The following is a 23,287-nucleotide window of genomic DNA, read 5'->3' as shown; positions in this document are numbered from 1 at the left end:
TTTTTAATCAAACAGTCTCTACCTATATCACTAAAAGGCACACACGATTGGTGCTCTGATTGCTAGCTGTTAATCTCAAAGTAACAGATAAGAAAACTGACTCTATGTAGGAGGAAGGAATGTTAAATACCAGCACTGCCAAAGCAGTGATTGACCACGCCCTGTTTTTGGGTGCGGATTTTGCGGAGTTGTTCGTTGAGCGACACCATTCAGGGAGCGTAGAGTTACTTTCAGGCGAAGTCGACAAAGTAAATTCAGGTATCGATTTTGGTATCGGCATCCGCCTTTTCTTTGGCCATAAAGTGCTTTACGGCTACACAAACAGTCAAGATGAAGAAAAGCTCAAGCAAGTCACCTCACTCCTCTGTGCAAAAGACAAACGTGACCAAATCGCACAAGCTGGTGCATTGAACTTTATGCAGCGCGACGATCGTCATCCGGTGAGCATGCCTTTCTCAGCAAACAACCATGTTGAAGAGAAAATTGCTTTCCTTAAGCGTGTTGATGCCAAAGCGCGCGCTCAAAGCGATAAAATTTCTCAAATCATTGGTCGTATCGCCCAACGTGAACAGCAGATCGAAATCTTCAACTCCACTGGACTGCACGTTCAGGACACCCGCCACTACATCCGAATCGCATCTTCGGTCGTTGCTACTCATGGCAACGAACAATCTACCGGATATGAAGCACCGGGAATGCTCTCTGGCTGGGAATTTAGTTCTCAAATTGACCCAGAAGAGTTAGGTGAAATGGCTGCCAAACAGGCGCTGATTAAACTTGGCGCGGACGCCTGTCCTTCTGGTGAAATGCCGGTCGTGATTGGTAACGGTTTTGGCGGCGTGATTTTCCATGAAGCTTGTGGCCACCTGTTGGAAACAACATCTGTCGCTAAGAAAGCGTCAGTTTTCCACGACAAAATGGGCGAGATGATCGCTCACCCGGCGGTTAGCGCCGTTGATGATGGTTTGATGAAAAATGAATGGGGCTCTATCAACATTGATGATGAAGGCATGGAGACCCAACACACTCAACTGATTAAAGACGGTAAACTGACGAGCTTTATGGTCGACCATATGGGCAGCCTGAAAACTGGGTTTGAACGCACGGGCTCTGGTCGTCGTGAATCCTACAAATATGCCCCTACTTCCCGCATGCGTAACACCTTTATCGAACCGGGTGATGCGTCATTTGATGACATGATCAGCGGCGTAGAGCGCGGTATCTATGCGAAGAAAATGGGTGGTGGTTCCGTTCAGCCAGGAACCGGCGAATTTAACTTTGCGGTTCAGGAAGCCTATCTGATTGAAGATGGCAAAGTAACCAAGCCGCTGAAATCCGCAACCCTGATCAGTACCGGCCCTAAAGTACTGAAAGAAATCAGCATGGTGGGTAAAGACTTTGCACTTGCTGCCGGCATGTGTGGCTCTGTGAGTGGCTCAGTTCCGACGACGGTTGGACAACCCGCGCTTAAAGTGGACAACATTCTGGTAGGAGGCGGTAACTAATGAGCGAGCAAAAAACATTAGAAAACGCCATCGAGCAGGTGCTTGAACTGGCACAGAAAAGCGGTGCACAAGCTGATGTGATTGCATCCAGCAACGAAAGCTTTAGCCTGAAGGCCGACCAAGGCGAACTGTCAGAATACAAAGTCACCGCAAGTCAGGTCATCGGTGTTCGAGTAATTAAAGACGAACATGTCGCTATCAGCTACTCCGAATCCCTTGAGCCAGAAAACCTGTCGCAAATGGTCGATCAGGCGCTGACCAATGCCAGCTTCACCAAGAAAGATCCGCTCCAGAAAATTCGCGCAGAAGGTCTAAACATCAGCACGGATTATCCGGAAATCTATCAGCAGGACGATGCAACGCCCGAGCAGAAGATCGAGTTGGCTTTGTCGCTTGAAGGAAAAATCCGTGAAAAACCATTGGCAAAAGGCGCGCCTTACAATGGTTACAGTGAAAGCAGTGGTATTACCCTGCTGGGCAACACCCTCGGCACCCGCTGTTTCCACCAATCACGCTCACTGAGCTGTTATACCGCCGCGTTGATTGACCACAACGACAAGCAAGCGATGCACGTTGCTGCGTCTGTCGCCCGCACCTTTGATGGCCTGACACCAGAAAAGGTCATCAACGATGCCTACGATATGGCTGAAGCCCTGTTGGAAGGCACGCCGATTGCGACTGGCCAATACTCGGTCATTTTCGAGCAAGACAGCCTGAATGAGGTGCTGGGTGCTTTTGGTAGTGTGTTCTCCGGTGAATCGGCAAAACGTGGTATCAATCCGTGGCGCGATAAAATTGGACAGCAAGTCGCAAGTCCGCTGTTGAGTTTCAGGGATGTGGCTTACATGCCTGGCGGCCATGCCATCAAGTCATTCGATGGTGAAGGCTTTGCAACAGGTGACACGCCGCTGATAGAAAACGGTGAGCTGGTTGGTCTGCTGCATAACTCAGCCACTGCCGCACATTTCGGCGTTGCGCACACCGCGAATGCAGGTCGCTCGCCAAAAGGCACCTTGAGCGTCAGTTCTCGCCACGACGTGATTGGTACTGGCACCAGCAGTGAAGCCGAAGTCACCGCAGGTGAATACCTTGAGCTGGTTGACCTCCAAGGCGTTCACTCTGGTGCAGATGCTATCAGTGGTGATTTCTCGTTTGGAGCAAGCGGATTCCTTTGCCGAGATGGTAAGCGAATCCAACCGGTACGAGGCATCACAGTCGCGGGCAACTTCTACACCATGATCAAAGAAATTGAAGCAGTAGGAAACACTGTCGTGCCAAACTACGCAGGACAGTTCTACTCTCCATTGATTCGCTTTGCGCGACTGAGTATTGCCGGAAAGTAATACTCTCAATCAGTTAGATTGAAAATGCCCCGTTTATCGGGGCATTTTTCTCATATCGACAATCATCACTATTCTCAAATTGATGCATCCTTTCATACCTCCCCATTAAAAACATCTAAATTATTAATTTTAAACACAAAAAATTCAGGCATTATTTTTGCTGAGTCCTCTTAAGATTTCACTTTGGAGGCTAGGTATGTTGTTGAGAAAAATGCTCATCACCGGAGGGTGCATATTCAGCACTTGCACGTATGCATTGACCGCAGAAGATTTGGTTTTTGAATCAGGTGCCGATTCAAGCAACTACTCTGCACTGGGTAAACCAAATGATGTTTACTCGATAGCTGACCAACTTCCGCAAGATACATTAGATAACGTGTATTCCATGCTCCCTGAAGGTACTGTCGTTAATCCTGACTTTATCGACAGCGGCAAATATTCCAGTATCGATATCGATGATGAGTTGGGCGGTGCTGCATACGCTACGGCGCGGGTCACTTTTCTTAATGAAGGCGCCGGTTACCGGAACGTACTTGGCTATTTTGTCTACGACACTGCAAACCCTCCAGCCTCGATAGATGATGTCGACACACATATGATTATCTTTCCAAACGCCTCCAAACCCAATCAGGGTGAGCTTTTGGAAGGCGATACGATCGATCTGAGCGTGCAGCTTACCGCGGGTCAAACTCTGGGATTCTTTATTCTATCCAATGCCTGGGGTTGGGGCTGGGGTTACAACAGTGTTCCTTATCTAGGCAAATGGGGAACACCGTTTTACAGCTACCCAGACCTGAACCCTGAAACAACATCTGATTGGCGCAGACATAACGTTGCCTTTATCGACACGCAAAATGACTTCCTCGTGTTGGCGTTTGAAGATATTAAGCGTCCTCAAGGCGATAATGATTTCAACGACCTCATTTTTACAGTCGAAATAACGCCATTCCAGGCAATCGATGGGGTTAACCCAGATGGTTCTACCGATTCAAAATATGAAGTTCTGACACAAAACAATGACCCAGACATCACGATCACTTCTGTGTATCCAAGCTCAAATGGTTATGCGACTGTCGCCTTCGAAGATAATTGGCCAATCAAGGGCGATTACGACTTTAACGATGTCGTCATGCGCTACAGAATTACAGAAACACTGAATGGCCAACGTGAACTGAAAAGCTTCTCAGCGGATTACACCCTACAAGCAATGGGAGCAGGTTATTCAAATGGCTTTGCCCTTCATTTGCCAAACGTTGACCCTTCAAATATTGCTTCAGTTTCCTTAACACGTAATGGTCAAGCTGTTTCCCACACAGTGCAACAAGCTAATCCGGGTGAAACTGTTCTTATCATTTCGGAGAACGTCAGAGAGGACGTGGAGAATCTCGGTGCACTTTCTGAAGGTTGTCCATTCTACCGGACTCAAACCGCGTGTTTAGATTCGCAAACGAGCAAACTGGACTACCAACTTAACGTAGAACTCACGACGCCTGTAGCGCGTGCTGTCGTCGGCTACCCACCTTACGATCCATTTATATTTGCCACCGACGGTATTTATCACGGTGACTTTACCGACACGCCACCAGGAATCAGTTGGCAGTTGCATCTCAAACAATTTTCCGGCACCAGCGATATGAACAACGCCTTTTTCAACACCAACGACGACAACTCCGGTGGCGCAGAATCATTCCTGACCAGTAACAATATGCCGTGGGCTATCAATATCAGGGACGAATGGAGTCACCCAACAGAGAATACCGACATCAGCCACGCCTTCACTACGTTTGCCGACTGGGTCACCAGCAGCGGTGAATCGAATAACAGTTGGTATTCCACAGCGACATCCGGAAAAGTCGTTCCCCCATTGGCAGATGAGGAATAAGAAGATGAACATGATACTTAAACGTATGACTCTAATTGCCCTGCCATTGTTTCTCACTGCCTGTGGTGGCGGAGGTGGCGGTGGCGATACCTCCACGGGGAGTGGCGGCTCAGGAAGCAGCGATGTGTCTAGCTCTTCCCCCACAACATCACTTGTTAATACAGAAGACATTGTCGCGGCGCGCGCTTTTAAATTCTGCATCGGTGACGCTATCCAACTCAGTGTGAATTACAGCGGTTCAACGCCTGGAGCACTGCATGTTTATTCTCAAGCAGATTACGTACACGCTAATGGTGATGTTGATGTGGATCCAATGTCGAGGTTGACCACAATATATCCCGATCTGACCACGACGGTTGATATCGAGATTAACGGTAATTGGGAACAAATATACGCCAGATGGGTACCAATGAGCAGCTCAGAGCCAGAACAGACCTTTGTTGTCACCCTCAATCAAGCAAGCGGTGCTTATGTCATCTCATTCTAACTAAATCGTTTTATCTCAAGCAGCTATAATCATAAGAGCCCTTACTTTAAGGGCTCTTTTTTAGGGAATATCGATGCAACAACCCATACTAAGCACATCTCGATTAACGCTCAGAAACCTTAATGAGAAAGATGCAGGCTTTATCAACCGACTCTATAACACTGATGGTTTTCTTCAGTTTATTGGAGACAAAAATATTCGCAGTCCCATAGACGCTGCTGTTTACCTTCGTTCGACGCTGCTGCCTATGCACAATGTTCCCCTAATGGGCCTATTAGCCGTGCAGCTCAAAAACCATGAACCTATTGGCGTATGCGGATTGATTGACAGAGACAACCTTGACGGAATCGATTTGGGTTTTGGATTTTTCCCAGAATATCACGGACAAGGGTATGCAAAAGAAGCAGCAATGGCTGTATTAGAGATGGCGAAAGATTCACTGGCATTAACAGAGGTGGTAGCCATCACACTTGAAACTAACAAACGTTGTTTGAAACTACTCAAGCACCTCGGGTTCCAAAAAGCGAAAGCTGCGCATCCTGAACCCGAAGTCATGCTTTTGAAATTGAAGTTATAGCAACAGATCTTCTTCAATGCGGATAAATTGGTCAACGCTGTTTATCAATGAATTAGCAGTCAGCATAGGCACACCGAACACTATCGCTTCTTTACTGTAGCGCTCACGCACTTTATTCATTAGCAAGTCAAAATCCCCATCGCCGGAAAGCAGGATGATGGTATCTACCTCTGGTGCCATTTCCATCACATCAATCGCAATGCCGACGTCCCAATCTCCTTTGGTACTGCCATCACTGCGTTGAATGTAGGGTTTGAGCTTCACTTCAAAACCGATATGGCGAAGCGCATCCTGAAACTTTATTTGCTGATCATCGTCGCGACGGATGGCATAGGCGTTAGCCACCACCACGTCTCCCATGTACTGAAGCTGCTGCCAAAGTTTTCGATAGTTAAACTGGCGGCCATAGGCCTGGCGGGTGGTGTAATAGATATTTTGTACATCTGCGAATACAGCGATTTTCTTCAAAGGAAGTTCCGGTGTGCTTATTGAGGGACAAAGCCAGAATAACACACCATGGTAATAATATTTAGAATATACCTAGATATAGCGCCCATAGTGCTGACGCTATCAACACTGTGAAGGTCAACAACATACCGTAAACGCGAAATTTCAGAGGCTCAGTTGGTTGGCTCACTGCATAGGCGTGGAGCAATCGACCAAGGAGTAAGGCGATACCGAGCACATGAAGATACGGGCTTTGCTGATCTAGCTGAAGTTCCACCATCAACATCAGCAACAAAGCGAACGGGACATACTCTGCGAAATTGCCGTGAGCGCGAATGGCTTTGTTCAATAACTTTTCATCGCCATCACCCAAGGCCACTTTATATCCTCTACGGAATTTAATGACCCTCATTGCCAAGTAAATAAATACCAAACAAAGCAGCGCAGCATAGATAGGTGTGATCATGAGTTTCCCTTCCCAATGACTGATTTAGGTAAGCGGCCCGGCCACTTTTGAAAACGCTTCTTTTAACGGAGCACTTTTCAATACACGCCCATGCCCTAGCCCTTCTGTTTCCACCAAGGTGACATGGTCATAAATGGTCGCTTCTTTTGACACCCCAAATGGCGCAAAACGGTCACCTTTGTCATGAACAATCACAACCGGAGATTGGCGTTGACCCAACTTAACGAAGGGATCGATATCTTCAATACGGACATTGTATTCCTGCCCGACAGAAGCAATCACCTCTTTGAACAGTTTCATGGAGTAACCCGACGCTTCAATGGTGCCAAATAGGTTGTCCCAGTATTTGAGTACCGGTGCCACAAGAATAATCGGCTTGCCTTGCAATGAATGGTGCTCGCTTTCCAGCAAGGTTGCTCCTCCCATTGAGTGCGCCACGACACCTTCTATCTTTTCCTGTTGGTTGAGAATGTCATCCAAAGCGTTGAGGAAAGCGGGAATACTCCCTTCTTTACCTTCGCTTTTGCCATGTCCTGGGTGGTCATAAGCCAACGCGGTAAAGCCAGCTTCAGCAATGTATTCCATCAACGGAAAAAACTGATTTGAAGACCCTGACCAGCCGTGTGTCAGCACCCAAGTTGGCCCAGTTCCCAACTTGTATGTCATCATTTTACCTTGTGCCGTTGGTACCGCTTCCACTACCATTCCCTCAGGCATTGGATTGGTTTCGCGTCCTTTTGCCGGTGTTAGAAACAGACGACGGGCGGTTTTAAGCGCATGCTTCGGAGCAATAGTGTGATGAAGCCTGCTGGCAACACTCAAAGCGCCACGTTTAAAGCTGAACCGGTTATTATTGCCAAAGTAGATTTTGCTACTCATGGATGTTCCTCATCATTTTCGAACGGTCGTGCTATTCCATCTCAAAGAAAAAGCAGATTCGGTATGCATCTGCTTTCCACCAATTATTTTCTGACTTTATTGAACAGGCCATCAATCCCTGTCCAAAACCTTTTCGCCCCTCCAGATTCAAGTTTCAACGTTCTAAACAGATGGCTACTCAGGTACAAACCGTAAAGCTCATATACGGTTTGCCAACAATCCAAATCTTCGCGGAACTCACCAGACTCAATCCCTTTCTCGAATTGAATATGCAAATAGTTCAGCCACTTCTTGATTGTTCCTTCCAACGCCTGCTGCATTGGGTCTTCTTCGTCATGGCTTTCGCGCCACGCATCCAAGAACATGCAGCTTCCCTGAAACGAACTATTCCAAGTCAACCAGTTATCTAGCATATGGCGAATTTTCGCTTCAATGCTGGGGTGCGACGCTTCACGACAAGGCACGATAATGCGGGCAGCGAAGCACTCGCCGGCAAACATCACGACAGCCGCCTGTAAATTACTGCGCGAGTTAAAATGCGCAAACAACCCGCTTTTGGACATACCCACCTGCTTGGCAAGCTCGCCAATAGTGAGGCTTTCCAACCCGTCCCGACTCGCCATTTCAAAGGCGACTGTCAGTATCTGTTCCCGCGTCTGTTTTTTCTTGCTCATTTTACGACTCTCAAGCATCTAAAAATAAAAATAGCACGAACGTTCGATAGATCAATCACTGAGTTCGCTGGTCAGAGTAGTCGATGCCACCTATTGGTAAAGCTCATGTCATTTAAGTTGCCGGCTCAATACAAGGGTATCCCACTGGCGACCTGCAAAAGTAACATCCTTCGTACGACGTTCAATTTCACTCATCCCCATTTTCTGACACAGGCGAATAGCAGCTTTGTTTTCAGCGATCGTTTCCGCATAAAGCTGCTGAATGTCGAGAGATTCAACGCCATATGCCACCAAGGCTGTCATCGCTTCTTCAGCCAGTCCTGAATGATGAAACTCACGCGACAAACCGCACCCTACTGACGCTTTTCCTGGCTGTTCTAACCTGAGTCCTACCGTTCCCATAAACTGATCCGTTTCTTTATCGCAAACTGCCAACTGATAATGTGTGCGTGGTATGGAGATCGCCTGCTCTTGAAACAAAGCCACCAAATACTCGGCTTTCTCTGCGCTAACATCATCAGGCGAATAGAAACGTTGATACTTCTCATCTTGGGTCATGCTGAAATAGTCAGGTAAATCCTCTTTGAGAAAATCCCGAAGCTTTAACCTTGGCGTGAATAATTCAAACATTTCAAATAACCCGTTCCGTGACTGATGGGAAAGAATTTCTTTCCAGTAATACTATCAAAATCAGCATCCTGGTTAAGGGCTCATTCAGTTATCCCCTTGAATCTTAACCCTTCCTGAACGCGATGCAGTTAACACTTTTCGACTCAATCTTTCATTGCTAACGTGATTTGGCATCAACGCACTTATGAGGAAAATACAATGAAAAAGGTCCTTGCTACATTGCTTCTTAGCCTTGCTGCCTCTCCTGCTTTTGCGGCCAATACGGAGATTAAGGTCACGCCGGTACACGGCGGTGCTTTTGTCAAAGTCACCCAAAACGGTCAACCTGTTGAAGGTGCTGAAGTGGTTACCAGCTCCGATCTGCTTGGCTCAAAGCTCACAGATGAATACGGCAGGGCATTCTTTTCAGCATCGCCACAAATCACCCAACGGGTTGAATTCAGCATGACCGATACCGATGGATACACAGCGAGCCAAAAGCGTACGATTGAACGAAACGGATAAAAGTCTGCCCCCGCCACGTGTTCTACTTGGCGGGGGGAATTGTCTGACTATTTATTCATCACATTTAGCGCCACAAAAGTACCAACTTTTAGTTTCATTCTTTTTTCATTAAAAGCATAAAATTAGGCCTATCTAAATTGTGTATGACTTTCCATACCTAAAGCGACACCTAAATTAGCTTTGTTTTTTTGAATATTCATCACTATTTATACCAAAACCACTCCGTTACAGGCCATGTCAGCCATACAACGGCATTTATTTCTACACTAATCCTAGATGAATTATTTCTACCTTCCTCAGGGTAATTATCACGATAAACACTCTGGCATTCCCTATTTTGTCTCACCACAAAGACAGGTCAAACAGTGAGAGATGGCATTATTCCCCACCACGTGAAAGCGGTTTCTCCACGTTAGCATTTCAATCTCTCAAAATAAGGAATAGGAACCTATGGCGAATATCATCAACGGAACCGAAAACGACGACATCATTGAAGGCACAGACGGTGTCGATTTCATCTATGGCCATGGTGGTAACGACTACATCCAAGGCTGGGATGGAACAGATTACATCTACGGTGGTGATGGCGATGACACGGTTATCGGAGGCGATGGAACTGACGAAGTGCATGGTGATGCGGGTAACGACTGGGTACGTGGTGGCCTGTTGAATGACAACCTGTTTGGTGATTCTGGTGATGACCGTGTTGAAGGTTTCGATGGTGACGACAACCTATATGGTGGCACGGGTCACGATGATCTTTATGGCGGCAAAGGCAATGACAAAGTTTACGGTGGTGATGGCAATGACCGCGCGCGAGGTAACGAAGGTGATGACTTCGTTAGCGGCGGAAAAGGTGACGACGTCTTATTCGGTAACACGGGTAATGACGTACTCGAAGGCGACGAAGGCCATGATGTACTTTGGGGCAACGAAGGTACCGACAAACTAGACGGCGGACTGGGCAACGACAAACTCTTCGGTGGCGAAGATGATGATCTGCTTTATGGTAAAGACGGCGACGACCTTCTGGAAGGTGGTGATGGCCACGACGAAATCTACGGTGGTTTGAACAACGACTATCTCGACGGTGGCAATGGCAATGACATGCTTAACGGTGGCTACGGTAACGATGAACTCCATGGCGGCCTGGGTAATGATGAACTGTATGGCCGTGGCGATGACGATCAGGTCTTTGGCGGTGCGGGGGACGATTATGTCAGTGGTGGCCTTGGCAACGACTTTGTCAACGGTGGCTCAGGTAACGACACCATTTTGGGTGAAGAAGGTGATGACCACCTGATCGGACTTGAAGGCAGTGACACCATTTATGGTGGCCTTGGCAACGATTTCATCGATGGTCACACTGAAGATGACCTGCTTTACGGCTGGTCTGGGAATGACACTATCCGAGGTGGCCTGGGTAACGACAAACTGTTCGGTGAAGCAGGTAACGACAAGCTTTACGGCCACGACGGACTGGATCGCCTGAATGGCGGCGGCGGTGACGACTATCTGGATGGCGGCATGGGTCGTGACATCCTGACTGGTGGCGCTGGCCGCGACACCTTCTTCTTCAATAACAGCAGTGAAAACGACATCATTCTCGACTTCAATGGCAACCTGGACACCATTGCAATTCAGAAGACGCTGGCAACACGTATGTCAGACATCAACATTCGCCAATCTGGTGAAGACGTGATCATGACATTTGATAAAGCACCAACCAAGATCGTGCTGGATAAGTTCAGCGCAAACGATCTGGATGCGTCTATGTTTGATTTCGTATAACCCTTAAAACTCAAAAGCGGAGGTCTCCCCTCCGCTTTTCTTTTTTACAGCCAGATGCTTTCTCAGTCGATAACATCTGGTTTCTTGTCTGGCTTCGCGTAGCTCAGTCGCCCTAACCTGTTGGTGACGTGGTAGCTATCCAGCCCGGAAACAGCCACGGTTTCCAGCGCTTCAATATCGATATACCCATCATTCGCAATCACATCGTCTTCCACCAGCACATGGTTTATTTCACCAATCACTAATACCGTGCCGTTGATCTCCAGTGTTTGTGATTCTCTCAACACCAGCGAGTATTTCAGTCGGCTTTCTGCAACAAAAGGCGCTTTGACTCCATCAACCCACTCGGGTGTCAAACCAGCCTCATCAAACTCGGAGACGTGCTGATCATAACGTGCTGAGGTTTGGTGGGCTTCCCTCCAAATCTCGACGTTGACCTGATTGATGGTGTATTCGCCAAGTTCGAGAATATTTTCCAATGTGTCTCGGGTGACAGTATGAGGACGCATGATCATACCCACCAAAGGCGGGTTGGCTCCAATGTGGAAAACGGAGCTTACGATCGCGAGATTATGATTGCCCTTTCCATCCGTTGTACCAATAAGATTTGCGCTTTTAAAACCGGAAAGACTGTTAATGAGCTTGGCGCGATACCTGTCTTCAAGCTCTCTGAGCGCTTCGATGTTGAAATGCATGATGGCCTCTCGTTATGATATTTGCCTTTCAATACCAGATTAACGCCCATTTCGATCAATTATTCCGTCTCTAGAATTACGCCTTCCTTGTTAACTCTATGTTAACCTCGCCCCCTGTGAATGCTGGATTTATGGGCATAACCTCTCACTATCATCGTCCACTCAATGAAAGTTCTCAATAACAATCAAATATTCTGAATTTTACTGATTATTATTGATTTTCCGGTTTTGTTTCATCGCAAATAAACTGATGGTATTGGTCTATCTCTGACTACATTCTTTGTCATCGCTTCCTTAGGATCTACTCGCCTGTTCCAACTCGCACAACTCAACAACCCACGCATTTTAGCGCTCACAAGCTACGCAGGGGTTGAGTGAAGAAAATACCCAACGGAAAGCTTGGGCTTAACAAATAAAAGGAAGCAATAATGAGCAAAACAACAATCAAAATTGCGCTGCTGTCATTGGCTGTTTCAGCCAGCGCTACATCTTATGCTGAGGACAAAGCAACCAATCAAGATAGCGTGATAGACGGCATCAACTTTGGTCCACTAGCACAGTTAGTCGGTACCTGGAAAAGCACTGAACAAGGTGGCGTCGATGTCTCCCCTGCCCAGGCGGGAACAGAAAATGGCAAAGGTGCACCTGCTGCTACTTCACTGTACGAAGTGATGACATTTGAAGTTGCCGCGGATGCCACCAACGCCAGCGAACAGTATCTGGCTGCGATTTACTACAAACAGGAAGTTTTCCGTAAAGCCGACGACACCAAATTTCATGACCAGCGCGGCTACCTGATTTACGATCATAAAAACCAGACCGTTTACAACTCTTTCTGTGTGCCTCGGGCGACTTGCGTAGTGGCAGAAGGTAAAGCAGGCAACGACATGACTCTGGTTGCTTCTGGTGACGGTATCGCACAGTCAGACTTTATGGCGAACAATGCCAGCACCAAAGACTTCACCATGAACATCAAAATCGATGGCGACAAGCTGACTTACACTGAGACAGTTAAGCTCGATATCTACGGAAAGCCTTTCTCACATTCAGACAGCGACACACTGATTCGCGTCAACAACTAACAAAAACGCCCTCCGGTATGGAGGGCGTTTTCTTAAAACTCTCAGAAAGGTCATTCACCGTACTTTCGTTGGTATCTCGGCAGCATGCTCTCATTGCCGATAATGCCCCCTTGATGGACATAGAGTAGCGTCTTGTTCTCATTTTCCAGTAACCATTCGCTCAGACATCGCCACATCAAAGGGTCGTACAACAAATCAAACTCAATCCCCGTCTGTTCCAGTAAGGCTTTCCATATTTGATAATCTTGACGATATAGTTTTCCGAAATGATGCTTAGTCGGTGGCTCTAATACCGCAGGGAAAGAAGTTTCACCGAGCTCCTTGAACTGCTCAACCAAATAGTCTTTTCCCCCCACACACGGACACGTCAGAACTTCAATACCATGTGCTTTCAAATGCTTGTGTAAGAACAACGCTGTGGTTCCGGTTCCTGACGGCAGCGCTACACAGACATTTTCGATGTGATTGGATTGCACCCACTCCAAAATCTCTTGCGCCAACGTCGCCACGCCCCGCTCTGCAATGGGAGAACGCCCACCTTCTGGCACATATAAACATCCCTCGCCAAGCCGGTTTGCATGAATGTAATCATGGGGATGAATAGGTTTATCCGTCAGCTCCGACACTGCAATCACTTCCGCGCCCAGTTCCAACGCGATCCGATAGTTCCCAATCGGGTTTTCCTTCAACCAACCGGGAATACGATCGACATAAAACTCCAGCTGCCAGTCTTTCATCTTCGCCAATGCTGCCAGCGAAAGCAGTGAATTTGCCTGCGGAGAACCATAGCCAATCAGATGAGTAACAACCTTGTCTTCCAGTTCTAATAACGCCATCAATTTGCGCGCTTTGTTGCCAGAAAAATGTGGGTGGAGCTGATCGTCTCGTTTAAGGAAGAAGGAATAGCCTTCAAAGCGATGTTGCGTGACCGAGGTTTGGGAGAGCTTCATCATTACTGAACTTGTTTGGTGAAGGTTACATCATATCTCAGTTTGCCCGCCGTATAGCTGCCACTTCTTACGAATGTACACTTTCTAAACAAACTTTAACGATATGATGAGCTGACGACCTAAACAAACGTCGAGCGAAATGGAAAAGGAGTACTCGATGTCAAATTTCCTATGGACTATCTTTCAGTCAGGACAAATTGGACGAAACCATTCAACAGCGACTCAAGCTTCTGTCAAATCTGAGCGCAATGCCAGCGACGTAAATTACCTCGAAGACAGGTTAGACACCCTATCTCTTGCCAATCAGGCCATGTGGGAATTGCTGTCCAACCATCTCGGTTATACCGAGGATGATCTTCTGAAGAAAATGGAAGAAATAGACATGAGAGACGGCGTGCTGGATGGAAAAATCACCGTATCTGCTGTTAAAAATTGCCCGGAATGCGGACATACCATCAGAAAGCGCAGGGCAAACTGCTACTGGTGTGGCGCGGCATTAAAAGGACCGACACCATTTTCCGAAGCTTAGATGGGGTTTGGGGATTTATGATTTATTCCCCCAACCCAATTGCCGTCTCAAACTTTACCTGACGCATCGCAACTGATGTGTGGAACTTCCGGATATTCAAATCAGTGTGCAGCACTCGCTCGACAAACGCTTCATAAGCTTTGATATCCGGTACATTGACGAGCAAAACAAAATCATAGCTTCCGGAAGTCTGGTAACACTGGGTCACCTCCGGAGCTTTTAGAATCGAAGCCCGGAAAAGCTGATAGATTTCCCTGCGGTCGCGCTCCATTTCCACAGAAACGATCATCGTCATTTTCACGCCCGCTAAGTCTGGGTTAAGAATCGACACATCTTTTGCGATAACACCTTCATCACGAAGTCGCTTTACCCGCTTCAAACAAGCAGGGGGAGACAGCCCTACCCGCTCAGCCAGTTCAACGTTGGCAATACGATTATCAGTTTGAAGTGCCATCAAAATACGCTTGTCGATACGGTCGATTTCCATATTTCTTCACTATCCATTTTCTGAGCCCTAAATTTCTTATACGCCCAAACAAAAGAAATAAACAGCTAATTATCCCCACTAAATAGAAATTTAGTCACACCAAAACGGTTTAGTATTAAGTTTCTCAGCAGCACAAGGAGGTGGGATATGAAACAAGTTGTGAATTTTTCCAGAGAACGCTAGCTGAGAGCGTCAATGTCGCAATCACACTTTATAAGGTCATGATTCCCACCATCATCGTGGTAAAGATCTTCGAAGAGTTCGGTGGCGTGGTCTGGTTTTCCAGTTTCATTGCGCCTCTGATGAATGCAGTTGGCCTTCCCAGTGAAATGGGCTTAGTCTGGGCGACCGCTATCTTTGTGAATATATACTCTGCTCTTGTCGTTCTTATAAACACTGATGTCACCATGTCAGTAGCCCAAGCTTCCATTCTAAGCTGCATGATCTTGCTTGCGCACTCAATGCCAATTGAAGTCGGGCTCGCCAAGAAATCTGGTGTTTCTGTCTGGTGGAGCATTCTTACCCGTGTTGGCGGTGCATTGCTTCTTGGCTGGCTCTTACATTTGACATATAGCGCAACGGGATCGCTGCAAGAACAGGCAAAAATCATCTGGCAACCCTCCATGGAAACAGCCACGTCGCTTGCAGCCTGGGGGATTAGTCAGCTCCAGAATTTGATTTTGGTCTTCGTGATTATCGTCGCCTTGATATTCGTACTAAACATTCTCAAGGTAATAGGTATTGAAAAACTTATCGCCAAGGCACTCAGCCCTTTCCTTCGTTTGCTTGGCATCAGCAAAGAGGCCACGAATCTGACGCTGATTGGTATAACTTTGGGTCTTTCATATGGAGGTGGCCTGCTCATCAATGAGGCCAAGAAGGGGCATATACCGCCTCGGGATATATTTACAGCCATTACTTTGCTCGGGCTACTGCACAGCCTGATCGAAGATACCCTCTTGATGCTGGTGATTGGTGCTGACTTTACTGCCATCTTCTGGGGAAGATTGGTCTTTGCATTGGTTTTAGTGGGTGTTGTATCCAGACTAATGCGGCTGATCGATGGCAAACGCTATGAGCGTCTTTTCTACCGCTCCGTTGCGACTGCTTAGCCTACTCAAATAGGGGGAACTTCTCCCCCTTACATCTTACCTTCCCCAATTAATGCCTACCCTTTTTGTCTTTTTTATAAATAAAGACCATATAATCTTCACAATATTCACCCTCACTCATAACACTCCGAAAAATTAACTTGATCAGTTTCAAAGTAGACAAATAAATATCAATATAATCAACCTCTAAGACTACTATCAAAATGAAACCAAACAGGATGTTCAATAAAAAGGTGACGATATGTTCAGGTTCGTTTTTGCAATATTGCTAGGTTTTATTTCGTTTCAGAGTTCAGCAGATGACCGAAAATTAGAATTTATTCTCAAAGATGGACAGCAGGTACTCTTTGAGAAAACAGTAAGCATTGATCAGATGGAAGCGTCGGCGGCTCAGCGCTCACTGTCGTTTCAGTCTCCCGTTTACAACAAGCCAATGGCTTACGAAGGTCTGTCCTTCAAAGATGTTGCAAGCCAGGCCGGCGTTGACTTCAGCAAAGTAGAAGAAATCAAGTTTGTCGCGTTGGATGGCTTTGTCGCCACTTGGTCTAAAGGCACAACGAAAAGCCCTTTGGTCGTGGTGACTGGCGAGCAAGGTACTGAAGGGAAATTCACCGACATTGGTGAAGGCAAAGAGACGCTCAATCCAGGGCCATTTTATGTCATGACAACAGATCCTAAAGAATATAACAATTGGATATGGCCGTTTCAGGTTTATAAGATAGAGCTTAATTATCAAGCGCCAAAACCGGGTTATTACCCTTCGGGAGCGGAAGATAAACCCGTTATTATGGCCGGATACAATGCATTTAAATCCACATGTATTTCTTGCCATTCTATTAATCTGGAAGGTGGCGACATTGGCCCGGAATTAAATATCCCCAAAAATATTACTGAATATAGAGATATCGAATACTTAAAGGCTTTCATTAAGAACCCGAACTCATATCGCGCCAAATCTCGAATGCTGAAGTTTGAGCACCTATCTGACCAGCAGTTGAACGAGCTTATCGAATATATGGCTTATATGGGCTCACTGAAAATGCTTGATAAGATTAACGAGTAAAATCAAAGAGCCGACCGCGTGTCGGCTCTCAACTACAGCAAGTTTGAAAGAGCAAACATTTATACCTTGCAACCATACTCATCACACCCATTATTTTCTTCTAAAGCCTTACCATCCGGGCTTTGGGTATCTAAAGTTTGACTTTCTGCCTCAGCATTTGCTCCCTCTTCCAGCAGCGAACCAATAAGCGCTCCCACCTGCATATCACTCAGCATACCGAAATGGTTTAGCCTGAGTTTTCCATGCTGATCCAGAATGAGAAGCGTCGGCGTTCCACCAAACTGATAACGGTCCATGGTCTTTGGGATTGGGTTGTGCTCACTCGGTTGATCAATCGCTACGGGAAACTCAATACGATATTCATGGATAAACGCTCGCAGTGCATCAGGGGTCATCACATCGTGATGCTCAAAAACAGAATGCAGACCAATGACCTGAACGCCTGAGTCTGAGAATGTGCTCTGAATGTTCTTTGCCAGTGGCAGTCCATGGGAAATACAACCAGGGCACAGCATTTGAAATACATAGATGACAACGACTTTCCCCAGATATTCATTAAGTTCGATAGGTCGCTCCGTATTCAACCATTCACTAGCGGTCAGCTTGAAAGTCTGACCGGATAATACACTCGACATATTTTCCTCCCATCAACATTAGTTTCGATACGAAACAAATGTATCTTTCTACAGATACTCACGTCAAGTTTCCTTTGGTTGTCCGATATCTCAGGAGTATCATTCTCGCGCAGCAACTTCAGTGAAAAAGACCATGAACTATTTCGAATCACCTTTTGTTGGCAAACCTATTGCCGATCAAATCACCAATCCAAACATCGTTGTCGGCAGACACAGCTATTACTCTGGCTATTATCACGGTCATAGCTTTGACGATTGCGCTCGTTATTTGATGCCCAACCGCGATGATGTCGATAAGCTCATCATTGGCAGCTTCTGTTCCATTGGCTCCGGCGCAGTATTTATGATGGCGGGCAATCAAGGCCACAGATCGGATTGGGTCAGTACCTTCCCGTTTTTCTATCAGGACAATAAGAACTTTACTGGTGCCGAAGACGGCTTCAAACGCGCAGGTGATACAGTGATAGGTAACGATGTTTGGATTGGTTCAGAAGCTATGATTATGGCAGGCGTGAAGATTGGTGACGGTGCCATCATTGCCAGTCGCGCGCTGGTGACGAAAGATGTCGCCCCTTACGAAGTGGTGGGTTCTAACCCCGCCAAGCACATCAAGTTCCGGTTCTGTGAGGCTGAAATTCAAATGCTACTAGAAATGCAGTGGTGGAACTGGAGCGATGAACAACTGAAGGGCTGTATGGATTTGATGTGCTCTTCAGAGATTGAGGGGCTATACAAATATTGGCAGACACAAGTTTCCGAGTAGGTTTTTAATGCATTAGGGCGACAAGTCGCCCTTATATCTCCATCCCTTCCCTACCTATTTCCATCCAATCAGGGATATCGTTATCCATTAACCAACAATCAAGCTCATGGCCGATATGAGTGATGATGAGTTCCTTCGGCTGGAGCTTTTCATATACCTGCCAGGCCGCTTCAACGTTTCCGTGGTTTGAGCCCTCGTGCTCGGGCGGAAATGAGCAATCGAGAATCAACGCGTCCAGTTGCGTTAACGAGGCGAGGAAATCAAGCGTTTGGGCTGGCAGTCCGTCTGTATCGGTGAGGTAAGCAATACTTTTCGGCCCATATTCCAGCAGGTAACCAACAGTCGGCCGCGAGTGTCTGAGTTGAAGTGGGGTAACACGCAGTCCATTAATGTTGACCACATCACCATGGTTCATTTCCGGAAGAAATCTCAGGCAGCCAGGGTGCTTGAGCAAATCAGCACAGCCTTGCTCATCATCTGGACACCACACAGGGATGGGCGATGGGTTGCCCCACCTTAAATGAAAAAGACCTTGAACATGGTCCACATGAAAATGCGTAAGCAAAAAGCCATGGTAGGTACCTGCAGGAAAGCGCTCGTGCAAGTCCATCAGGCCTGCATCAATTAATAGTCTTTCTCGGGTGCTCCCTTTACCCCATTCCACCATTGCGGAGCAGGGTTTTCGCTCAAATGCAGTTTGCTCTCTGGCCCGCCGACACGCCCCACATTCACATCCATACAGGGGAACGCCCCCTGCCGCCCCTGTTCCTAGCAAGGTCACTCTCAACATTAATCCTTCCATGCACAAAAAAGTTGGGTATGCACCCAACTTTATACCCTTCAAGTTTTGACAGTCAGTGGTGCTTCTTTACTGCTTCAATAAAGGCTTCGGCACTTTGCTGAAAGTATGGAAAATACTGCCTGATTTTCTCTTCCGGCCAATCCCACCAGCACAGGCTTTCCAACTTTCTCGCGGTGTCTGGATTTTCAAACCTTGGCCGCAACATCTTCGCGGGATTACCAACCACAATGGTATAGCTTTGCACATCTTTGGTGACTACGCTGCCTGCGCCGATGATCGCACCATCTCCGACGCTGACGCCGGGGAGAATTATGACACCATGCCCAATCCAGACATCATTCCCAATCGTCACCCGGTTTTCCGCCCGCCAGTCGAATACCTCTGCATCCTTGTCTGAGCCGGCCTGATGGAGATCTTCCATTCCATATTTTCCGGGACGATAGGTAAAGTGATGTAACGTCGGCCGCCACCAAGGGTGGTTGCCGGGATTAATCCGAACCTTTGAAGCAATCGAGGTGAACTTACCAATGTCAGTGTTCGCCACTTCACTGTCGGGACCAATATAGCTGAAGTCTTGCAGTGCAACATGTTCCAATAGTGTTCGTTCGCCGACTTCAGTCCATCGCCCGAGCACCGAGTCAGTTACCACAGTATCGCGACAAATTGTTGTCTCTTCATGCAAAGTGAGATTTGTGTCAGTGTGATGCTCATCCACGGTGATTACCTCCGTTTTCTTTGCAGAGTGCGATATCTAATTCACAAGCAAACTGAGCAACGGTGTCTTCAAGTTTCCCGCTGTTGTTGAGATGAATCGCATTGGCCGGGCGCATCGCGTCATAGTGAATGGCGCGTTCCAATCGCTGGGCAATTTCTTCTACGCTTTCTCTGCCCCGGGCTTCGAGACGTTCTCTAAGTGCATCAGGGTTGACTGAGATCCATACGACTTCCAGCTGTTCTCCAAATACCCCTCTGGCGAAGGGTAGATACGCTCGAGAACCATTCACCATCACATCTATGCCCGACGCCAACCAAGTTTCCACTTCACGCCCCACCCCATAGCGCAGTCCGTTCGCTCGCCAGTGCATGGAAAACAGTTCTTGCTTGATACGAAGATCAAATTCGTCGTCTGACAAGGCAACATGATTTTCACTGCCAGCAGAAGCAGGCCGTGTAATGTAACGATGCGCCACCATCAACTTGTCGCAGAAGTGCTCTCTGGCGGTATTGATCAGCGAATCTTTCCCTGCCCCAGAAGCACCAAGCACATAAAACAGCTTTGCCATTTTCTTGTCCTGCCTTTGGGTTAAAACACGCGGCGCCCTTGACGCCAGACCTGCTCCACATAAGGCTGATCGTAATGACGCTCTACGAGCAACAAATCTGCCCGCATGCCCTCTTTAATGATGCCGCGATCTGAAAGGCTAAGCGCGGACGCAGGGTTACGTGTCGCTAGGCATGTCGCAGAGGGCAGATCCAGCGCATTGCGCTCATCATCTGCAAGACGGAAAACCGCATCCAACAAACTGCCAGGGAAATAATCAGACGACAGTGCATCTAACACGCCCAACGACGCCAGCTCATGCGCTGCGACATTGCCTGAGTGCGAGCCACCACGAACCACGTTGGGCGCTCCCATCATGACTTTCAAACCAAGTTCGTGGGAACGTTGCGCCGCTTCAACGGTAGTAGGAAATTCCGCCAAAACAAGTCCCAAAGCACGGGATTCTTCAACATGGGCACGGGTCGCATCGTCATGGCTTGCAAGAGGAATATTTCTGTCATGGCAAAGGCTCGCAATCGCGCGTCGGTTTAGGTCTGACCATATCGCGGACTTTTCACGCTGATCCTGTTCGAATGCGGCCATCTCCTCGTCATTGAGGTTGTATTTACCCTGATAGTACTCGTAATACTTGGTGAGATTCACGAACTGGCGCTGACCCGGAGAATGGTCCATCAGGGACACCATATGAGTCTGATCCAAGTCGAGATAAAGCTTAACTAAATCAACCGTCGTCTCGTGGGGCAACTCACAACGGATATGAACGAAATGCTCAGCGCGATTCAAACCTCTTTCGCCACTTTGGACAATGGTATTGATCATCTTGTCGAGGTTATCCTGACGATGACCACCATCGCGCACGTCACCGACTGCAATCGCATCCAGAACCGTTGTGATACCGGCTCCGATAAGTTGCGCATCATGCGCTGCCATGGCCGAGAATTCAGGCCAGCTGACCTTTGGTCGCGGCATGAAGTACTTTTCCAGATTGTCGGTATGCAGCTCAATTAGCCCCGGCATCAACCATCCCTGATTGCCATCTACTGCTCCTGGCTGATAGCTGGGCGAATCAGACATGGCGCGAATAATGCCATTCTCAACTTCTAACGAGCCATTAACGACTTCGTCTTCCAACACCAGTTGAACATTGGTAATGATCATTGTCGCTTCCTTCCCTTAAGCCGATTTCAATTTAGCGGTTGAAATGTCGTAGAACTTATCTGCCACTTGCTGGCGGACGTATTCGTCGTGGAATATGCCAACAATCGCAGCGCCCCTTTGCTTGGCTTCCAGAATGAGTTCAATCACGACATCACGGTTCTTTTCATCCAGTGATGCCGTCGGTTCATCCAGCAAAAGAATCGGTGATTCAACGATAAATCCGCGAGCGATGTTCACACGCTGCTGCTCACCACCAGAAAATGTCGCGGGTGCTAAATGCCATAAATGTTCCGGCACGTTGAGTCGTTTCAACAAAGCCCCAGCCTTTTGCCGTGACGTTTCTTTGCATTCCCCTTGTTCCACCAAAGGTTGCGCGACGACATCCAGCGCACTGATGCGGGGAATAACACGCAGAAACTGGCTCACCCAACCTAAGGTTTTTTGCGAACATCCAGAATGTCGCGGGGCAGTGCACTGGCAATATCCACCCAATGCTCGCCTTGCGTTGTATTTTGGTGTCGTACCTTAATTTCGCCGTTATCGACGAGGTAGTTCGCATAGAGCGCGCGGAGCAAGGTACTCTTCCCAGCACCGGAACGCCCCAGCAGCACGACACACTCTCCTTTGTCGACAGAGAAGCTGGAGTCAGCCAGTACGGAGAGCTTTGCGCTCCCTTGATTGTGAAGAACAAAAGTCTTACTGACGTTCGACACGCTTAACATGGTTGTGTTTGTCATGGTCTTCCCTACCCCTGCAAGACGGATGATACGAGCAACTGTGTGTAAGGATGTTGAGGATCGTCGAGCACCTGATCGGTCAGCCCGGTTTCAACAATTCGACTCTCTTTCATCACCACAAGTCGATGCGCAAGCAATCTCGCGACAGCCAAATCATGGGTCACGATGACCACAGACAGCCCTAAGTCCGTAACGAGATTTCGAATCAAATCCAGCAGCCTTGCCTGCACAGACACATCAAGCCCACCTGTCGGTTCATCCATAAAGATGAGTCTTGGATGCGTCACCAGATTGCGTGCAATTTGTAGCCTCTGCTGCATACCGCCAGAGAAAGTGATTGGCATGTCGTCGATTCGGTCTTTAGGAATCTCCACCTGAGAAAGCCAGTCCAACGCTTGCTCCCGAATATCGCCGTAATGTCTGTTTCCTACTGCCATCAGTCGCTCGCCGATGTTGCCGCCAGCAGAAACCCGTGGGCGTAATCCATCCATTGGGTGCTGATGAACCACTCCCCAATCAGTGCGCAGCAATCGACGGCGTTCACTTTCAGAAAGCGCGTAGAGGCTCGCTTGTGAGCCACCCTCAAACTGGTAATTCACTGCGCCACAATCTGGCGTTTCACGACCTGAGAGCACACGTAACAAGGTGCTTTTTCCAGAGCCTGACTCACCCACAATACCCAGCACTTCGCCTGGCCATAAATCAAAAGAGATGTCCTGACAGCCTTTGCCTGGCTGATACAGCTTGGTGAGGTTTTGTACTTCTAATAGTGGCTGCAAGTTCGTTGCTCGCATCGTCGCGTGCTCG

The 23,287-nt window shown here is 47.7% G+C and carries 26 protein-coding genes and 1 pseudogene; 12 read left to right on the top strand and 15 right to left on the bottom strand.

What is annotated here, in order from left to right; genetic code table 11:
• The first annotated feature begins 119 nt into the window (after positions 1–119).
• The 5 genes from G5S52_RS06065 (at position 120) to G5S52_RS06045 (ending at position 5,794) form a co-directional block, all read left to right on the top strand.
• Positions 120–1,505, top strand: a complete 1,386-nt coding sequence (locus tag G5S52_RS06065) for a TldD/PmbA family protein (protein WP_165012246.1) — start codon at positions 120–122, stop codon at positions 1,503–1,505.
• Positions 1,505–2,848, top strand: coding sequence for a TldD/PmbA family protein (locus tag G5S52_RS06060; RefSeq protein ID WP_165012245.1), 1,344 nt, complete (start codon positions 1,505–1,507; stop codon positions 2,846–2,848). Before G5S52_RS06065 ends, G5S52_RS06060 begins: the two co-directional genes overlap by 1 nt.
• Positions 2,849–3,044: 196 nt before the next feature.
• Positions 3,045–4,730, top strand: coding sequence for an LruC domain-containing protein (locus G5S52_RS06055; protein ID WP_165012244.1), 1,686 nt, complete (start codon positions 3,045–3,047; stop codon positions 4,728–4,730).
• A gap of 4 nt (positions 4,731–4,734) precedes the next feature.
• On the top strand, positions 4,735–5,217 hold the full coding sequence (locus G5S52_RS06050) for a hypothetical protein (protein WP_165012243.1): 483 nt from the start codon (positions 4,735–4,737) through the stop codon (positions 5,215–5,217).
• Positions 5,218–5,290: 73 nt separating this feature from the next.
• Entirely contained in the window at positions 5,291–5,794 is a 504-nt protein-coding gene (locus G5S52_RS06045; RefSeq protein WP_205743791.1) for a GNAT family N-acetyltransferase, read from the top strand.
• On the opposite strand, the gene G5S52_RS06040 is transcribed toward G5S52_RS06045, so the two are convergent.
• The 5 genes from G5S52_RS06040 to G5S52_RS06020 form a co-directional block, all read right to left on the bottom strand.
• Positions 5,789–6,262, bottom strand: coding sequence for an NYN domain-containing protein (locus tag G5S52_RS06040; protein ID WP_062664579.1), 474 nt, complete (start codon positions 6,260–6,262; stop codon positions 5,789–5,791). The genes G5S52_RS06045 and G5S52_RS06040 overlap by 6 nt on opposite strands.
• Positions 6,263–6,323: 61 nt before the next feature.
• Positions 6,324–6,707 carry an MAPEG family protein gene (locus G5S52_RS06035; RefSeq protein ID WP_165012242.1) on the bottom strand — a complete coding sequence of 128 codons (384 nt, stop codon included), beginning with the start codon at positions 6,705–6,707 and terminating at the stop codon, positions 6,324–6,326.
• Between the two features lie 24 nt (positions 6,708–6,731).
• Positions 6,732–7,586, bottom strand: coding sequence for an alpha/beta hydrolase (locus tag G5S52_RS06030; RefSeq protein WP_165012241.1), 855 nt, complete (start codon positions 7,584–7,586; stop codon positions 6,732–6,734).
• An 83-nt stretch (positions 7,587–7,669) separates the two neighbouring features.
• Positions 7,670–8,260: a TetR/AcrR family transcriptional regulator gene (locus G5S52_RS06025; RefSeq protein ID WP_165012240.1), complete on the bottom strand. Its 591-nt coding sequence runs from the start codon at positions 8,258–8,260 to the stop codon at positions 7,670–7,672.
• 108 nt (positions 8,261–8,368) lie between these two features.
• On the bottom strand, positions 8,369–8,890 hold the full coding sequence (locus G5S52_RS06020; protein WP_165012239.1) for a GNAT family N-acetyltransferase: 522 nt from the start codon (positions 8,888–8,890) through the stop codon (positions 8,369–8,371).
• A gap of 198 nt (positions 8,891–9,088) precedes the next feature.
• Here G5S52_RS06020 and G5S52_RS06015 point away from each other — a divergent pair, with 198 nt between their 5' ends.
• Both G5S52_RS06015 and G5S52_RS06010 read left to right on the top strand, forming a co-directional pair.
• Positions 9,089–9,394, top strand: a complete 306-nt coding sequence (locus tag G5S52_RS06015) for a hypothetical protein (RefSeq protein ID WP_165012238.1) — start codon at positions 9,089–9,091, stop codon at positions 9,392–9,394.
• A 450-nt stretch (positions 9,395–9,844) separates the two neighbouring features.
• Positions 9,845–11,185, top strand: a complete 1,341-nt coding sequence (locus tag G5S52_RS06010) for a calcium-binding protein (RefSeq protein ID WP_165012237.1) — start codon at positions 9,845–9,847, stop codon at positions 11,183–11,185.
• 62 nt (positions 11,186–11,247) lie between these two features.
• Here G5S52_RS06010 and G5S52_RS06005 read toward each other — a convergent pair whose 3' ends face one another.
• The gene (locus tag G5S52_RS06005; RefSeq protein ID WP_165012236.1) at positions 11,248–11,880 is read right to left on the bottom strand and encodes a flavin reductase family protein; all 633 of its coding nucleotides are present in this window, start codon (positions 11,878–11,880) and stop codon (positions 11,248–11,250) included.
• Positions 11,881–12,308: 428 nt separating this feature from the next.
• On the opposite strand from G5S52_RS06005, the gene G5S52_RS06000 reads away from it, so the two are divergent.
• Positions 12,309–12,962, top strand: coding sequence for a heme-binding beta-barrel domain-containing protein (locus G5S52_RS06000; RefSeq protein ID WP_165012235.1), 654 nt, complete (start codon positions 12,309–12,311; stop codon positions 12,960–12,962).
• A gap of 50 nt (positions 12,963–13,012) precedes the next feature.
• On the opposite strand, the gene G5S52_RS05995 is transcribed toward G5S52_RS06000, so the two are convergent.
• Positions 13,013–13,912, bottom strand: coding sequence for a pyridoxal-phosphate dependent enzyme (locus G5S52_RS05995; RefSeq protein ID WP_165012410.1), 900 nt, complete (start codon positions 13,910–13,912; stop codon positions 13,013–13,015).
• 157 nt (positions 13,913–14,069) lie between these two features.
• Here G5S52_RS05995 and G5S52_RS05990 point away from each other — a divergent pair, with 157 nt between their 5' ends.
• Entirely contained in the window at positions 14,070–14,441 is a 372-nt protein-coding gene (locus G5S52_RS05990; protein ID WP_165012234.1) for a hypothetical protein, read from the top strand.
• Positions 14,442–14,463: 22 nt separating this feature from the next.
• Here the strand turns inward: G5S52_RS05990 and G5S52_RS05985 are convergent, their stop codons facing one another.
• Positions 14,464–14,928: an Lrp/AsnC family transcriptional regulator gene (locus G5S52_RS05985; protein WP_165012233.1), complete on the bottom strand. Its 465-nt coding sequence runs from the start codon at positions 14,926–14,928 to the stop codon at positions 14,464–14,466.
• A gap of 140 nt (positions 14,929–15,068) precedes the next feature.
• Here G5S52_RS05985 and G5S52_RS05980 point away from each other — a divergent pair, with 140 nt between their 5' ends.
• Both G5S52_RS05980 and G5S52_RS05975 read left to right on the top strand, forming a co-directional pair.
• Positions 15,069–16,040: a hypothetical protein gene (locus G5S52_RS05980; protein ID WP_165012232.1), complete on the top strand. Its 972-nt coding sequence runs from the start codon at positions 15,069–15,071 to the stop codon at positions 16,038–16,040.
• Positions 16,041–16,281: 241 nt separating this feature from the next.
• Positions 16,282–17,103, top strand: coding sequence for a c-type cytochrome (locus tag G5S52_RS05975; RefSeq protein ID WP_165012231.1), 822 nt, complete (start codon positions 16,282–16,284; stop codon positions 17,101–17,103).
• A gap of 59 nt (positions 17,104–17,162) precedes the next feature.
• Here the strand turns inward: G5S52_RS05975 and G5S52_RS05970 are convergent, their stop codons facing one another.
• Positions 17,163–17,738, bottom strand: coding sequence for a redoxin domain-containing protein (locus G5S52_RS05970; protein WP_165012230.1), 576 nt, complete (start codon positions 17,736–17,738; stop codon positions 17,163–17,165).
• A 133-nt stretch (positions 17,739–17,871) separates the two neighbouring features.
• On the opposite strand from G5S52_RS05970, the gene catB reads away from it, so the two are divergent.
• A complete protein-coding gene (catB, locus tag G5S52_RS05965) occupies positions 17,872–18,501 on the top strand; it encodes a type B chloramphenicol O-acetyltransferase (protein ID WP_165012409.1) in 630 nt (209 codons plus the stop codon).
• 31 nt (positions 18,502–18,532) lie between these two features.
• Here catB and phnP read toward each other — a convergent pair whose 3' ends face one another.
• From phnP to phnK, 6 genes and pseudogenes are all read right to left on the bottom strand, one after another.
• Positions 18,533–19,291 carry a phosphonate metabolism protein PhnP gene (phnP, locus tag G5S52_RS05960; RefSeq protein WP_165012229.1) on the bottom strand — a complete coding sequence of 253 codons (759 nt, stop codon included), beginning with the start codon at positions 19,289–19,291 and terminating at the stop codon, positions 18,533–18,535.
• A 64-nt stretch (positions 19,292–19,355) separates the two neighbouring features.
• Positions 19,356–20,018: a DapH/DapD/GlmU-related protein gene (locus tag G5S52_RS05955; protein WP_165012228.1), complete on the bottom strand. Its 663-nt coding sequence runs from the start codon at positions 20,016–20,018 to the stop codon at positions 19,356–19,358.
• Positions 20,011–20,586 (bottom strand): ribose 1,5-bisphosphokinase, encoded by a 576-nt coding sequence (gene phnN, locus G5S52_RS05950; RefSeq protein ID WP_165012227.1) that lies wholly within the window; start codon positions 20,584–20,586, stop codon positions 20,011–20,013. Before phnN ends, G5S52_RS05955 begins: the two co-directional genes overlap by 8 nt.
• Positions 20,587–20,606: 20 nt before the next feature.
• Positions 20,607–21,743, bottom strand: a complete 1,137-nt coding sequence (gene phnM / locus G5S52_RS05945) for an alpha-D-ribose 1-methylphosphonate 5-triphosphate diphosphatase (RefSeq protein WP_165012226.1) — start codon at positions 21,741–21,743, stop codon at positions 20,607–20,609.
• 15 nt (positions 21,744–21,758) lie between these two features.
• Positions 21,759–22,480: pseudogene (gene phnL, locus G5S52_RS05940) on the bottom strand (phosphonate C-P lyase system protein PhnL).
• An 8-nt stretch (positions 22,481–22,488) separates the two neighbouring features.
• The gene (gene phnK, locus G5S52_RS05935; RefSeq protein WP_205743804.1) at positions 22,489–23,274 is read right to left on the bottom strand and encodes a phosphonate C-P lyase system protein PhnK; all 786 of its coding nucleotides are present in this window, start codon (positions 23,272–23,274) and stop codon (positions 22,489–22,491) included.
• Positions 23,275–23,287 lie beyond the last annotated feature (13 nt).

The organism is Grimontia sedimenti, from assembly GCF_011045095.1.
Classification (GTDB): domain Bacteria; phylum Pseudomonadota; class Gammaproteobacteria; order Enterobacterales; family Vibrionaceae; genus Enterovibrio; species Enterovibrio sedimenti.
The sequence above is the reverse complement of the archived record's forward strand: the minus strand, read 5'-3'. Positions and strand labels throughout refer to the sequence as shown.

What these genes read in the sequence shown, in the direction of transcription:
- G5S52_RS05995 (WP_165012410.1), bottom strand. Translation starts at nt 13,912, where the DNA reads ATGAAGCTCTCCCAAACCTCGGTCACGCAACATCGCTTTGAAGGCTAT.
- G5S52_RS06035 (WP_165012242.1), bottom strand. Translation starts at nt 6,707, where the DNA reads ATGATCACACCTATCTATGCTGCGCTGCTTTGTTTGGTATTTATTTAC.
- G5S52_RS06065 (WP_165012246.1), top strand. Translation starts at nt 120, where the DNA reads ATGTTAAATACCAGCACTGCCAAAGCAGTGATTGACCACGCCCTGTTT.
- G5S52_RS06010 (WP_165012237.1), top strand. Translation starts at nt 9,845, where the DNA reads ATGGCGAATATCATCAACGGAACCGAAAACGACGACATCATTGAAGGC.
- G5S52_RS06020 (WP_165012239.1), bottom strand. Translation starts at nt 8,890, where the DNA reads ATGTTTGAATTATTCACGCCAAGGTTAAAGCTTCGGGATTTTCTCAAA.
- G5S52_RS06045 (WP_205743791.1), top strand. Translation starts at nt 5,291, where the DNA reads ATGCAACAACCCATACTAAGCACATCTCGATTAACGCTCAGAAACCTT.
- phnM (WP_165012226.1), bottom strand. Translation starts at nt 21,743, where the DNA reads ATGATCATTACCAATGTTCAACTGGTGTTGGAAGACGAAGTCGTTAAT.
- phnP (WP_165012229.1), bottom strand. Translation starts at nt 19,291, where the DNA reads ATGTTGAGAGTGACCTTGCTAGGAACAGGGGCGGCAGGGGGCGTTCCC.
- G5S52_RS06000 (WP_165012235.1), top strand. Translation starts at nt 12,309, where the DNA reads ATGAGCAAAACAACAATCAAAATTGCGCTGCTGTCATTGGCTGTTTCA.
- catB (WP_165012409.1), top strand. Translation starts at nt 17,872, where the DNA reads ATGAACTATTTCGAATCACCTTTTGTTGGCAAACCTATTGCCGATCAA.
- G5S52_RS05990 (WP_165012234.1), top strand. Translation starts at nt 14,070, where the DNA reads ATGTCAAATTTCCTATGGACTATCTTTCAGTCAGGACAAATTGGACGA.
- G5S52_RS05985 (WP_165012233.1), bottom strand. Translation starts at nt 14,928, where the DNA reads ATGGAAATCGACCGTATCGACAAGCGTATTTTGATGGCACTTCAAACT.
- G5S52_RS06025 (WP_165012240.1), bottom strand. Translation starts at nt 8,260, where the DNA reads ATGAGCAAGAAAAAACAGACGCGGGAACAGATACTGACAGTCGCCTTT.
- G5S52_RS06050 (WP_165012243.1), top strand. Translation starts at nt 4,735, where the DNA reads ATGAACATGATACTTAAACGTATGACTCTAATTGCCCTGCCATTGTTT.
- phnK (WP_205743804.1), bottom strand. Translation starts at nt 23,274, where the DNA reads ATGCGAGCAACGAACTTGCAGCCACTATTAGAAGTACAAAACCTCACC.
- G5S52_RS06015 (WP_165012238.1), top strand. Translation starts at nt 9,089, where the DNA reads ATGAAAAAGGTCCTTGCTACATTGCTTCTTAGCCTTGCTGCCTCTCCT.
- G5S52_RS06055 (WP_165012244.1), top strand. Translation starts at nt 3,045, where the DNA reads ATGTTGTTGAGAAAAATGCTCATCACCGGAGGGTGCATATTCAGCACT.
- phnN (WP_165012227.1), bottom strand. Translation starts at nt 20,586, where the DNA reads ATGGCAAAGCTGTTTTATGTGCTTGGTGCTTCTGGGGCAGGGAAAGAT.
- G5S52_RS05970 (WP_165012230.1), bottom strand. Translation starts at nt 17,738, where the DNA reads ATGTCGAGTGTATTATCCGGTCAGACTTTCAAGCTGACCGCTAGTGAA.
- G5S52_RS06060 (WP_165012245.1), top strand. Translation starts at nt 1,505, where the DNA reads ATGAGCGAGCAAAAAACATTAGAAAACGCCATCGAGCAGGTGCTTGAA.
- G5S52_RS06005 (WP_165012236.1), bottom strand. Translation starts at nt 11,880, where the DNA reads ATGCATTTCAACATCGAAGCGCTCAGAGAGCTTGAAGACAGGTATCGC.
- G5S52_RS05975 (WP_165012231.1), top strand. Translation starts at nt 16,282, where the DNA reads ATGTTCAGGTTCGTTTTTGCAATATTGCTAGGTTTTATTTCGTTTCAG.
- G5S52_RS06030 (WP_165012241.1), bottom strand. Translation starts at nt 7,586, where the DNA reads ATGAGTAGCAAAATCTACTTTGGCAATAATAACCGGTTCAGCTTTAAA.